This is a genomic window from Agromyces sp. Y782, from assembly GCF_059445405.1.
Genome location: NZ_JCAIUG010000001.1, coordinates 125,084 through 137,451, shown reverse-complemented (window position 1 = coordinate 137,451; position 12,368 = coordinate 125,084). Strand labels below are relative to the sequence as shown.

Annotated in this window: 11 protein-coding genes; 6 read left to right on the top strand and 5 right to left on the bottom strand. The window is 68.7% G+C overall.

Annotation, left to right across the window (positions count from 1 at the left end; genetic code table 11):
* Positions 1-11: 11 nt before the first annotated feature.
* The gene (locus AC1C2S_RS00665) at positions 12-1,379 is read right to left on the bottom strand and encodes a glutamine synthetase family protein (RefSeq protein WP_495350613.1); all 1,368 of its coding nucleotides are present in this window, start codon (positions 1,377-1,379) and stop codon (positions 12-14) included.
* A 223-nt stretch (positions 1,380-1,602) separates the two neighbouring features.
* Between AC1C2S_RS00665 and AC1C2S_RS00660 the strand changes: the two genes are divergently transcribed.
* Both AC1C2S_RS00660 and AC1C2S_RS00655 read left to right on the top strand, forming a co-directional pair.
* Positions 1,603-3,165: an amino acid permease gene (locus tag AC1C2S_RS00660; protein ID WP_495350612.1), complete on the top strand. Its 1,563-nt coding sequence runs from the start codon at positions 1,603-1,605 to the stop codon at positions 3,163-3,165.
* Between the two features lie 156 nt (positions 3,166-3,321).
* Complete coding sequence (locus AC1C2S_RS00655; protein WP_495350611.1) at positions 3,322-4,830, top strand: aspartate ammonia-lyase; 1,509 nt, start codon at positions 3,322-3,324, stop codon at positions 4,828-4,830.
* A gap of 58 nt (positions 4,831-4,888) precedes the next feature.
* Here the strand turns inward: AC1C2S_RS00655 and AC1C2S_RS00650 are convergent, their stop codons facing one another.
* Positions 4,889-5,311: a MarR family winged helix-turn-helix transcriptional regulator gene (locus tag AC1C2S_RS00650; RefSeq protein ID WP_495350610.1), complete on the bottom strand. Its 423-nt coding sequence runs from the start codon at positions 5,309-5,311 to the stop codon at positions 4,889-4,891.
* Between the two features lie 87 nt (positions 5,312-5,398).
* Here AC1C2S_RS00650 and AC1C2S_RS00645 point away from each other — a divergent pair, with 87 nt between their 5' ends.
* Positions 5,399-6,310: an alpha/beta hydrolase gene (locus AC1C2S_RS00645; protein ID WP_495350609.1), complete on the top strand. Its 912-nt coding sequence runs from the start codon at positions 5,399-5,401 to the stop codon at positions 6,308-6,310.
* An 18-nt stretch (positions 6,311-6,328) separates the two neighbouring features.
* Here AC1C2S_RS00645 and AC1C2S_RS00640 read toward each other — a convergent pair whose 3' ends face one another.
* From AC1C2S_RS00640 to AC1C2S_RS00630, 3 genes are all read right to left on the bottom strand, one after another.
* Positions 6,329-7,204 carry a fumarylacetoacetate hydrolase family protein gene (locus AC1C2S_RS00640; protein ID WP_495350608.1) on the bottom strand — a complete coding sequence of 292 codons (876 nt, stop codon included), beginning with the start codon at positions 7,202-7,204 and terminating at the stop codon, positions 6,329-6,331.
* Positions 7,205-7,312: 108 nt separating this feature from the next.
* On the bottom strand, positions 7,313-8,071 hold the full coding sequence (locus AC1C2S_RS00635) for an SDR family NAD(P)-dependent oxidoreductase (RefSeq protein WP_495350607.1): 759 nt from the start codon (positions 8,069-8,071) through the stop codon (positions 7,313-7,315).
* A 115-nt stretch (positions 8,072-8,186) separates the two neighbouring features.
* Positions 8,187-9,035, bottom strand: coding sequence for a fumarylacetoacetate hydrolase family protein (locus AC1C2S_RS00630; RefSeq protein WP_495350606.1), 849 nt, complete (start codon positions 9,033-9,035; stop codon positions 8,187-8,189).
* Between the two features lie 145 nt (positions 9,036-9,180).
* Here AC1C2S_RS00630 and AC1C2S_RS00625 point away from each other — a divergent pair, with 145 nt between their 5' ends.
* The 3 genes from AC1C2S_RS00625 to AC1C2S_RS00615 are packed head-to-tail and all read left to right on the top strand — an operon-like array spanning position 9,181 to position 12,289.
* Entirely contained in the window at positions 9,181-10,485 is a 1,305-nt protein-coding gene (locus AC1C2S_RS00625; protein WP_495350605.1) for an L-fuconate dehydratase, read from the top strand.
* Positions 10,482-11,450: an aldo/keto reductase gene (locus AC1C2S_RS00620; protein ID WP_495350604.1), complete on the top strand. Its 969-nt coding sequence runs from the start codon at positions 10,482-10,484 to the stop codon at positions 11,448-11,450. The genes AC1C2S_RS00625 and AC1C2S_RS00620 overlap by 4 nt, the downstream gene beginning before the upstream one ends.
* On the top strand, positions 11,447-12,289 hold the full coding sequence (locus tag AC1C2S_RS00615) for an amidohydrolase family protein (RefSeq protein WP_495350603.1): 843 nt from the start codon (positions 11,447-11,449) through the stop codon (positions 12,287-12,289). The genes AC1C2S_RS00620 and AC1C2S_RS00615 overlap by 4 nt, the downstream gene beginning before the upstream one ends.
* The last annotated feature ends 79 nt before the right edge of the window (positions 12,290-12,368 follow it).

The window sequence follows — 12,368 nt, the reverse complement described above, 5'->3', positions numbered from 1 at the left end:
GCCCGTTCGGCTCAGAGTCGTTCGAAGCCACGAACTCGCTCCCAATCGGTGACGGCCGCGTCGTACGCGGCGAGCTCGATGCGCGCGTTGTTCAGGTAGTGGTCGACGACCTCGTCGCCGAACGCTTCGCGCGCGATGGTCGACTCGCCGAAGAGCTCGGCGGACTCGCGGAGCGTCGCCGGCACACGCGCAATGTCGCTCTCGTAGGCGTTGCCCTCGAACACGTCATCGGGTTCGAACTCGTTCTCGATGCCCGCGAGTCCGGCCGCGATGAGCGCGGCGACCGCCAGGTACTGGTTCACGTCGCCGCCCGGCACCCGGTTCTCGACGCGCATGCCGAGCCCGTGCCCCACGACACGGAGCGCGCACGTGCGATTGTCGAGCCCCCACGCGATCGCGGTCGGCGCGAACGAGCCTGCGACGTAGCGCTTGTAGGAGTTGATGTTCGGCGCCGAGAAGAGCGTGAGCTCGCGCATCGCGGCGAGTTGGCCCGCGAGGAACTGCCGGAAGAGCTTCGACATGCCGTGCGGGGCATCCGGGTCGCTGAAGACCGCCTCGCCATCCGCACCGCGCAGCGAGATGTGGATGTGGCAGCTGTTGCCTTCGCGTTCGTCGAACTTCGCCATGAAGGTGAGGGACTTGCCGTGCCGGTCGGCGATCTCCTTCGCCCCGTTCTTGTAGATCGAGTGGTTGTCGCACGTGCCGAGCGCGTCGGTGTAGCGGAAGGCGATCTCCTGCTGGCCGAGGTTGCACTCGCCTTTGACCCCTTCGCAGTACATTCCGGCGCCGTCCATCGAGTTGCGGATGTCGCGGAGCAGCGGCTCCATGCGGGTCGAGGCGAGCAGCGCGTAGTCGATGTTGTAGTCGCTCGCCGTGGCGAGGTCACGGTACCCCTTGCGCCAGGCTTCCCGGAACGAGTCGTCGAAGACGATGAACTCGAGTTCCGTGCCGACGAAGGCCGTGAGCCCGCGCTCGGCGAGGCGCTCGAGCTGTCGCTGCAGGATGCGCCGGGGTGAGGCCTCGACGGGGGTGCCGTCGAGCCATTGCAGGTCTGCGGTGACGAGCGCGGTGGCCTCGAGCCAGGGCGCCATGCGCAACGTCGAGAAGTCGGGGATCATCGCCATGTCGCCGTAGCCGCGCTCCCAGCTCGACATCGCATACCCGTCGACGGTGTTCATCTCGACGTCGACGGCGAGCAGGTAGTTGCAGCATTCGGCGCCATGCTCGGCGACATCGTCGAGGAAGAGCCGCGCCGAGACGCGCTTGCCGATGAGCCGCCCCTGCATGTCGGTGAACGCGACGATGACCGTGTCGACGTGGCCGTCGGCGATGGCGCCGCGCAGCGCATCGAGGGTGAGGTATCCGGTGGGTGCCGACATCCGTTGGCGCCTCCTCAGTCCGTGATTGGTCTGTTCTGCCGACCATTACATCACATGGGTTCAAGGGCACGGGCGGTAGATTGCCTGAAATCTCGGGGCGATGCCGTCGATCGTGTTCGAGAAAGGTCTGTACGGGCAACCATTGGGCGCTCTATAGTCGGGCCAACGCATCCCACCCCCGCGCCGCCTCGGCTGCGCGCTTCGAGAGAGCAAGGGAACCGCCATGACCAAGGACACGCTCAAGGTCTCGGGAGTGAAGTACACGACCGCAGAGTCCGGATACTTCGAGAAGCGGCGGCTCACCCGCACTGCAGGGGTCTGGGGTCTCTGGGGCCTCGCCGTGGCCGCGGTCATCTCGGGCGACTTCTCCGGCTGGAACTTCGGCATCGACTTCGCCGGATTCGGCGGCATGCTGATCGCATTCGCGGTGCTCGTCGTCATGTACTACGGCCTCATCTTCTCGATCGGGGAGATGTCGTCGGCGATGCCGCACACGGGCGGCGCCTACTCCTTCTCCCGCGCGGCGATGGGGCCGTGGGGCGGATTCGTGACCGGGCTCGCCGAGACGATCGAGTACGTCGCGACGACGGCCGTCATCGTGTTCTTCTCGGGCGCCTACGCCGACGCGATCACGAGCGAGCTGCTCGGCTTCTCGATGCCGCAGTGGATCTGGTGGATCCTCCTCTACCTCGTGTTCATCGGCATCAACGCCGCGGGGGCGAGCATCTCGTTCAAGTTCGCGATCGTCGTCTCGATCATCTCGATCGCGATCCTGCTCGTGTTCAGTGCGATGGCGATCTTCTCGGGCCAGTTCTCGTGGGACAAGCTCTTCGACATCACCCCCGATGCCGGAGCGACCGCGTTCCTGCCGCACGGCGTACTGCCGATCCTGTTCGCGCTGCCGTTCGCGATGTGGTTCTTCCTCGGCATCGAGGAACTGCCGCTCGCGGCGGAGGAGTCGAAGGACCCGGTCCGCGACATCCCGAAAGCCGGCCTCATCGCGCGCGCCACGCTCATCGTCACGGGCCTCCTGGTGCTCTTCCTGAACACCGGCGTCGTCGGTGCAGAGGCGACGGGCGTGGCCGGGGAGCCGCTCCTCGACGGATTCCGTGCGATCGTGGGCGACGAACTCGCCGCCGTGCTCGCACTCTTCGCGCTCATCGGGCTGCTCGCGTCACTGCAGGGCATCATGTTCGCGTATGGGCGCAACATGTACTCGCTCTCGCGCGCCGGGTACTACCCGAAGTTCCTCTCGCTCACCGGCAAGCGCCAGACGCCGTGGGTGGCACTCGTCGCGGGCGCAGTCATCGGGTTCGTCGCGCTCCTCGTGCTCGACGTGCTCGCCCAGGTCGACGCCGAAGGGGCCGGCGCGGTCGCCGGCGCGATCGTGCTGAACATCGCGGTGTGGGGAGCCGTGCTCGCCTATCTGCTGCAGATGGTCGCGTTCGTGATCCTGCGCCGCAAGTACCCGAACGCGAAGCGCCCCTACCGCAGCCCGTGGGGCGTGCCCGGAGCCGTGGTCGCGGCGATCATCGCCGCACTCATCTTCCTCGGCTTCCTCCTGAACCCGACGTTCGTGCCGGCGATCATCGCGATCGGCGTCGTCTACGCGGTGATGCTCGCGAGCTTCGCGCTCTGGGGTCGGCACCGGCTCATCCTCTCGCCGGAAGAGGAGTACGCCGTGTCGGGCGGCCTGCACGGCGACCCGCAGGCCGAGGGGTACGGCGGGCAGGTCGAGAGCGAATTGCTCTCGGCCGACGGCATCGACGAATCCGACCGCCGCTGAGCAGCTCCGTCGGATCGGAGCCGGGAGAAGCGGCGTCCGCGGCGATAGGCTCGATGCAGAAGCAGCGCGCGGCGATCCCGCGAGCGAACTGGCGATGGAGCCGGCTGCGGGTGCGTCACATCCCGACGTGCACTCGAGCCCATTGTGGAGGAAGAAATGCACGAGCCCGAGACGACCGACGACACGTACACCGACCCAGCTCCGATCCCGTCACCGCCCGAGGTACCGACCCGCACCGAAACCGACTCGTTGGGCTCCCTCGAGGTGCCGGCCGACGCGTACTGGGGCGTGCACACCAAGCGAGCACTCGAGAACTTCCCGATCTCGAAGCGCCCCATCTCGGTCTACCCCGACCTCGTCGTAGCCCTCGCCTCCGTCAAGCAGGCTGCTGCGCGAGCGAATCGCGAGGTCGGCGTGCTCACCGCGCAGAAGGCGGCGTGGATCGACGAGGCCTGCCAGCGGATCCTCGACGGCGAGCTTCATGAGGAGTTCGTGGTCGGCGTCATCCAGGGCGGCGCCGGCACGTCGACGAATATGAATGCCAACGAGGTCATCGCCAACCTCGCCCTCGAGATCGGCGGCTACCCCAAGGGTCGCTACGACGTGCTGGACCCGATCGACGACGTCAATCGCAGCCAATCGACGAACGACACCTATCCCACCGCCGTCAAGCTCGCGATGACCTTCTCGCTCACCACGATGTTGCGTGAGCTCGATCTGCTGCGCATCTCATTCGGCCGCAAGGGCCAGGAGTTCCACGAGGTACTGAAAGTCGGCCGTACGCAATTGCAGGATGCCGTGCCGATGACCCTCGGCCAGGAGTTCCACGGCTTCGCGACGACCTTGGGTGAAGACCACGAACGCCTCAGCGAAACGATCAAGCTGCTCTCCGAGGTGAACCTCGGCGCCACCGCCATCGGCACAGGAATCACCGCCGACCCCGGCTACGCGGCCGCGGCGGTGCGCCACCTCAGTGCGATCACCGGGCTACGCCTCGAGACGGCGCCCGACCTGATCGAGGCGACGAGCGATACCGGTGTGTTCATGACGTTCTCGAGCGCGCTGAAGCGCAGCGCGATCAAGCTGTCGAAGATATGCAATGACCTTCGTCTGCTCTCGTCCGGCCCGCAGGCCGGGTTCGGGGAGATCAACCTGCCGCCCAAGCAGGCGGGCTCGAGCATCATGCCGGGCAAGGTCAACCCGGTCATCCCCGAGGCGGTCAGCCAGGTCGCCTACGCGGTGGCCGGGGCGGATGTCACGGTGATGATGGCGGCCGAGAGCGGCCAGTTGCAGCTGAACGCGTTCGAACCGGTGATGGCGCACTCGCTGCTGCAGTCGATCACGTGGATGCGGCAGGCCTGCTGGACCCTGCGGGTCAATTGCGTCGACGGCATCACGGCCAACGTCGACCGACTCGAGGCCATGGTCGCCTCGAGCGTCGGCGTGATCACCGCGCTCATCCCGTTCATCGGCTACACCGAGGCATCCACGCTCGCGAAGCACGCGCTGAAGACGGGCCGGCCGGTCGCCGACCTCGTCGTCGAGGCCGGCCTCATGAGTCGTGAGGCTGTGATGGCTCAGTTGCTGCCCTCGAAGCTCTCGGGCATCCGCCCGATCACGATGGCGATCCCGCTCATCGACCTGAAGGGCGAGCCGCGCGAGTAAGCGGATGCGTCGGCGACGCCCCCGAGTCCGTCGAGGAACGCACCTCGCGGAAGCCCGATCAATCGAACGAGGCGCGTAGCGCCGTGAGACCGGTCGTGAGCGCGCGCCGCGCGTCGCCGCCGATCGAGGCGAGGCGGGTCTGCACGGCGCCGACGACGAACGGCGTCGCCCGGGCGAGCAACGCGGTGCCCGGCTCGGTGAGGGTGATGAGCGAGGATCGACGGTCGTTCGGGTTGGCGACGCGTTGCACCCAGCCGTCGCGATCGAGGCGGTCGACTGATTTGCTGACCGCTCCGACGGTGATGCCGATCTCGTCGGCGATGTCCTGCACGCGGCATCCGTCGACCGAGTCGATCACCCGCAGCACGTCGTAGCTCGCCAGGTGCACGCTGTATTCGTCGAACAACTCGCCGTCGAGCCGTTCGAACCACCGGGTCTCGGCGCGCACGAGGTCGAAGAAGAGGGCGAGGTCATCAGGCACCGATGCATTCCTAAGAAATAGATTGACAGGAAGCTAATTACTCGTAGGGTTGATTCCTAGTAATCAATCTACGACAGGAGCAGCAGGATGTCACGCCTCGAGTTCGACCGTTTGTCCGAGTCCTATGCGGCCGCGCGCTTCGCCGCCGACGCGACCGTCGCAGAGATGCGCACCGCCTTCGCCGAAGGCGCGGTCGCCGCGCCCGACGGATTCGCCACTCGCGACGTCGTACTCGGCGAGCGTTCCGCGATCGAGCTCATACCCGGCGACGGCGGGGGAGCCGGTGCGCTGCTCTACCTGCACGGCGGCGGCTACGTGATCGGTTCGGCGGCGACCGGCGTGGGCGTGGCGGCGGCGCTCGCCCAGCGCACGGGCACTACGGCGTACTCGCTCGACTACCGTCTCGCGCCCGAGCACCGCTTTCCCGCGCCCGTCGACGACGCACTCGCCGCCTACCGCGAGCTGTTGGAGCGATTCAGCGCCCGGAGCCTGATCATCGCCGGTGATTCCGCGGGCGGCAGCCTCGCGATCGCGACCCTCCTCGCGGCCCGCGATGCCGACCTCGAGATGCCCGCCGCGGTCGTGGTCTTCTCGCCCTGGGTCGATCTGACGCTCAGCGGTGAGTCGTTCTCGCATCGGGTCGGCGATGACCCGCTCTTCGATCAAGACGACCTGCGCGGCTACGCCAACCGATACCTGCCCGAGTCGGGGGCGGCCGACGCCGCGGCGTCGCCACTCGCGAGCCCCGTCTTCGCGGGCCTGCGCGGCCTGCCGCCGATGCTCGTGCAGGTCGGCAGCCGTGAGCTGCTGCTCGACGACGCGGTCAGGCTGGTCGCCAACGCGGCGCACGACGACGTCGACGTCGTGCTCGAAGTCGCGGCTCGGGCGCCGCACAACTACCAGACGGCGCTCGGCGCGCTCGATGCGGCCGGGGTCGCGCTCGATCGTGCGGGCGACTTCCTCCGGCGCCGCCTCTCGGCCGGCGAACTCGTCGGCTGAGCGGGGTTCGCCGGCGCCTCAGACGACCCGGCAGTGCGTGGTGAGCGAGCCGATGCCCTCGATCGTGACCGTCACGGTCGAACCGTCGCGCAGGAAGACCTGCGGGTTGCGCGAGTACCCCGCGCCGCCCGGGCTGCCGGTGGAGATGAGTGTGCCGGCGGGGATCGTCGCCGATCGCGAGAGGTAGGAGATGATCTCGGCGACGCCGCGCACCATCTCGCTCGTCGAGGCGTCTTGCAGGATGTGGCCGTCGAGGTTCGTGGTGAGCCAGAGGTCTTGCGGGTCGGCGACCTCGTCGGCGGTCACGACGACAGGCCCGGTGGGCGTGAACCCGTCGAACGACTTGCAGCGCGACCACTGCGCTTCGCTGAACTGCAGGTCGCGCGCGGTGATGTCGTTGACGACGGTGTAACCCCACACATGGTCGAGGGCGTCGCGCACGTGCACGCCGCGCGCGGGCCGGCCGATGATGACGCCGAGTTCGGCCTCGTAGTCGACCTGTGTCGTGAGGTCGTCGGGCCAGGTCGTGGTGGCGCCGTGCCCGGTGAGCGAGTTCGGCCAGAGCGAGAAGATCGTCATCGCCGTCTCTGAGCGCAGTTTCAGCTCGGAAGCGTGCGCAGCGTAGTTCGCGCCGATCGCGATCACCTGTGCCGGGCGCAACACGGCGGAGGAATGCCGGAGCTCAGCCACTGGAGTCGGCTCGGTGCCGAGTGCGACGACGGAGTCGATGACCTGACGCACTTCGTCGAGGCCCTCCGCCCCGCGCTCGATGAGGTCTTGCAGATCGCGCGGCGGACGCTGCATGCACTCGTCGAGGAAGATCGCGGAATCGGCGACCACCGCCGCGAGTCGAGGGGTCGTCTGGCCTTCGACTCTCAGGTGCGCGAACTTCACGTCTTCAGGCTATCGGGCGTCTCGGCGAACCTGCTGTGCGCGATGTACAACGAACGTCGCCGCAAGCACCCTCACGTCGACAAGTCGATCACGCGAACGGATGCCGCTTCAGCTCGCCGCCGGTCGCAAGCGCAACTCCTGCATGCCGCCGTCGACCGCGAGCGCGACCCCGGTCGTCGATCCCGAGGCCGGGCTCGCGAGGTACGCGACGGCCTCGGCGACCTCGTCGGCCGACACCAGCCGCCCGTGCGGCTGGCGCGCTTCGAGCGCGGCTCGCTCGGCCGCGGGGTCGGGGGCGGATTCGAGCAGGCGACCGACCCACGGGGTGTCGGCGGTGCCGGGGTTGACGGCATTCACGCGGATGCCCTCACGCAAGTGGTCGGCGGCCATCGCCCGGGTGAGCGCGGCGACCGCGCCCTTGCTGGCGCTGTAGAGGGCACGCTCGGGCAGGCCGGCCGTCGAGGCGATCGACGCGGTGTTGACGATCGCGGCGGCGGGGGAGTCGCGGAGGTACGGCAGGGCAGCGCGAGCGACGCGCACCATGCCGACGACATTGATGTCGAGTACCCGGTGCCACTCGTCGTCGGCGTTCGCCTCGATCGTGCCCTGCGCGCCGATGCCGGCGTTGTTCGCGAGGATGTCGATGCGCCCGAGCTCTGCGACCACGCGCTCGACGCCGGCCCGCACGCTGGTGTCATCGGCCACGTCGACGGCGACGGCCAGATCGGCGTGGGCCGCGGCATCCGGCTGCAGATCGAAGACGGCGACGCGCGCACCGCCCCGCTGCAGGCGGGCGGCGATCGCGGCGCCGATGCCGGATGCCCCGCCGGTGACGATCGCGACGAGGCCGCTGAAGTCGTTGCTCATGTGATGGGTCCTTTCGGGTGGCGTGATCGCGTCGGGCGGATCGGGTCGGGCGGATCGGGTCGGGCGGATCGAATCGGGCGGATCGGGTCAGGCGGATCGGGTCGGGCGGATCGAGTCAGGAGGAGACGTACTGCTGGCGCTGGCGACCGAGGCCGTCGATGCCGAGCTCGACGACGTCGCCGGCGGCGAGGTACGGGAAGCGGCCGGAGAGGGCGACGCCCTCGGGCGTGCCCGTGAGCACGAGGTCGCCCGGTTCGAGGGTGAGGTACTGGCTCAGTGTCCAGACGATCGTGTCGATGCCGAAGATGAGGTCGCTCGTGCGCGAGTCCTGTCGGGGCTCGCCGTTGACGAAGCTCGTGAGGCGCACATCGTCTGCGTCGAGTTCGTCGTCGGTGACGAGCCATGGGCCGGTCGGGCAGAAGCCGGGCGCGCTCTTTCCCTTCGACCACTGACCGCCTGAGACGGCGAGCTGCCAGTCGCGCTCGGAGAGGTCGTTCGCCGTGACGAAGCCGGCGATGTGCGCGCGCGAATCGGCGGGGGAGTCGAGGTAGCTCGCGCGACGACCGATCACGACGCCGAGCTCGACCTCCCAGTCGGTCTTCTCGCTGCCGCGGGGAATCGCGACGTCGTCGTATGCGCCGACGACGGTGTTCGGGGATTTCATGAACATGACGATCTGCGTGGGCGGCTCCGAGCCCGACTCCGCGGCATGCGCGGCGTAGTTCATGCCGATGCAGTAGACGGCCGAGGGGCGGGCGATCGGAGCGCCGATGCGGAGGCTCGAGGCATCGGGCAGCTCGGGGAGTTCGCCGCCGGCGACCGCGACCCGCGCGCGCTCGATGCCGTCGCCGGAGAGGAAGTCGGCGTCGATGTCGGCGGTGATCCCGCGCAGGTCGAGGGTGCGGTCTCCGTCGACGACGACGGGGATCTCGGTGCCGACGTTGCCGAGCCGGGCGAATCTCATGCTGGTCCTCTCCATTGGGGCGCCGTGTGAACATCTGAACTCTGAGGTGCACGCGGGCGGGTTCTGGGAGATTCTTGCACAACTTTGCGCGGTTGACAGAAGAGACATCCGATGTTTATGCTCAGGGTCGCCACGAAAGGACGTCATGAGCACGATCGTCAGAGTTGATACCCGGGACATCCGCTTCCCGACCTCCCTCGAACTCGACGGTTCGGACGCGATGAACCCCGACCCCGACTACTCGGCGGCGTACCTCACGATCCGCACGGACGCAGCTGACGGCCTCGAGGGGCACGCATTCGTCTTCACGATCGGGCGCGGCAACGATGTCGAGGTCGCGGCGCTCGACGCGCTCCGCGGCCACTTGCTCGGCCAGGATGTCGAGGCACTGCTCGACGACATGGGCTCCGCCTGGCGCCTGCTCGCCCACGACTCGCAATTGCGCTGGCTCGGCCCCGAGAAGGGCGTCATGCACATGGCGATCGGTGCGGCGATCAACGCCCTCTGGGACCTGAAGGCCAAGCGTGCGGGCCTGCCGCTCTGGCGACTGCTCGCCGAGCTCTCGCCCGAGCAGCTCGTCGCGCTCGTCGACTTCCGCTACCTCAGCGATGCGATCACCCCCGATGAAGCGCTCGAGCTGTTCCGCGCGGCAGAACCCGGTCGCGCCGGGCGTACGGCCGAACTCCTCGAGATCGGCTACCCCGCGTACACGACCACGCCCGGGTGGCTCGGATACTCCGACGAGAAGCTCGACCGGCTCTGCCGCGAGGCGGTCGCCGACGGCTACCCGCAGATCAAACTGAAGGTCGGCGCCGATCTCGCCGATGACATCCGCCGGCTCGGCATCGCACGCGCCGCCGTGGGCGAGGGCTACCCGATCGCGATCGACGCGAACCAGCGGTGGGACGTCGATGCCGCCATCGAGTGGGTGCGCGCACTCGCAGAGTTCGACATCACCTGGATCGAGGAGCCGACGAGCCCCGACGACATCCTCGGCCACGCGGCCATCGCGCGCGGCGTCGCGCCGATCAAGGTCGCGACAGGGGAGCACGCGGCGAACCGCATCGTCTTCAAGCAACTGCTGCAGGCCGGCGGCATGCACGTCATGCAGATCGATGCGACCCGCGTCGGCGGTGTCAACGAGAACATCGCGAACCTGTTGCTGGCCGCGAAGTTCGGCGTGCCCGTCTGCCCGCACGCGGGCGGCGTCGGGCTCTGCGAGGCGGTGCAGCACCTCTCGATGTTCGACTACGTCGCGCTCTCGGGCACGATGGAGGGACGCATGATCGAATTCGTCGACCACCTTCACGAGCACTTCGTGACCCCCGCCGTGGTGCGCCGCGGCCGCTACCTCACGCCCGACACGCCCGGTGCGGGCACCGAGATGCTCGCGGCATCCGTCGACGAATACACCTGGCGCGGTGCGCACATCGGCGAGGTGCCTGCATGATCGCCGACCTCACCTCGGCCGAGGGGCTCGGGCCGCTAGGGTACGGTGCCGCCTCGGTCGGCAACCTCTACCGCGAGGTGAGCGACGCGCAGTCGGAGGCCGCGCTCGCCGCGGCGTGGGACGGCGGCATCCGCTACTTCGACACCGCACCGCACTACGGGCTCGGCCTCTCCGAGCGGCGACTCGGCTCCTACCTCGCCGCGAAGGCCCGAGAAGACTTCGTGCTCTCGACGAAGGTCGGGCGGGTGCTCGACCCGAACCCCGACTTCGCCGGCGGCGACGATCTGGCATTCGACTTCGTCGTGCCGAACCGCACGGTACGCCGTTTCGATCCGAGCGAGTCGGGCGTTCGCCGCAGCATCGAGGACTCCCTCGACCGCCTCGGCCTCGATCGCATCGACATCGCATTCCTGCACGACCCCGACGTCTACGACCTCGACCGCGGCATCGACGAGGCGCTGCCCGCGCTCGCGAAGCTCCGAGACGAGGGGGTGGTCGAGGCCATCGGCATCGGCACCAACAATGCGGATGCCGCGGCGCGCGCGGTTCGCGAGGGCGACCTCGACCTCGTGATGATCGCCGGGCGCTACACCCTGCTCGAGCAGCCGGCGCTCGCCGAGCTGCTGCCGCTCTGCGAGCAGCGCGGGGTCGGCGTCGTCGCCGCCGCGGTCTACAACTCGGGACTGCTCTCGACGTCGACGCCAGGGGCGAGCGGGCGCTACAACTACGGCACGGTGCCGCCCGAGGTGCTGACGCGCGTCACCCGGCTCGCCGACGTCTGCCGTGCCGAAGGCGTCGAGCTGCCGGTCGCCGCACTGCAGTACCCGCTCCGGCACCCCGCTGTGCGGTCGGTCGTCGTCGGCTCGGCGCGCGCGGCCGAGATCGCCGAGAACGCCGCCCGGGTGCACGCACCGGTTCCCGACGCCCTGTGGATCCGACTGCGCGACGAGGGGCTCATCCCGTGACCGCGCCCGCCCGCACGATCGATGCGCACCTGCATCTCTGGGATCGCGCGGTGAGCGACTACGCGTGGATCACGCCCGAACTCGGACCGCTCGACGCGGACTTCCCGCCCGAAGAGGCGCGGGCGGAACTCGACACCGCCGGCATCGACGCCGCCATCCTCGTGCAAGCCGAGGACTCGCTCGCCGACACGCGGTTCATGCTCGACGTCGCCGCACGCCACGACTGGGTCGCCGGCGTCGTCGGCTGGGTGCCGCTCGACGATCGCGCCGCGGCGTTCAGGGCGCTCGACGAGTTCGAGGGGGAGCGGGCACTGCGCGGCATCCGTCATCTCGTGCACGACGACCCGCGCGACGGGTTCCTCGAGTTGCGCGCTGTGCGTGCCTCGCTCGCCGAGGTCGCCCGGCGCGGCCTCGCCTTCGATGTGCCCGACGCCTGGCCTCGCCATCTCGGGGCGGCCCGGCGGCTCGCGCACGACCTGCCTGAACTGACCGTGGTGATCGACCACCTCGCCAAGCCTCCCGTCGGCCGCGACGACTTCGAGGCGTGGCGGCGCGAGTTCGACGCTGTCGCCGCGCTGCCGAACACGGTCGCGAAGTTCTCGGGACTGCACCTGCCGGGCGTGCCGTTCGGCAGCGCGACGGTGCAGCCGCTCTGGGAGATCGCGCTCGAGGCATTCGAGCCTGCGCGACTGATGTACGGCGGCGACTGGCCGATGTCAGTGCCGCATGGCGGCTACCAGCCGACGTGGGCGGTCATGAGCGGATGCCTCGCCGAGCTTGCTCAAACGGAACGTGAGGCGGTGCTCGGCGGCACTGCCGATCGGGTGTACTCGGCGTGAGTAATCGGATGTCTTTCATCGAAAATCTACCGGAGAGTATTCCATCGGGCTGAAACCTGCTGAAACATCGGATGAGTAG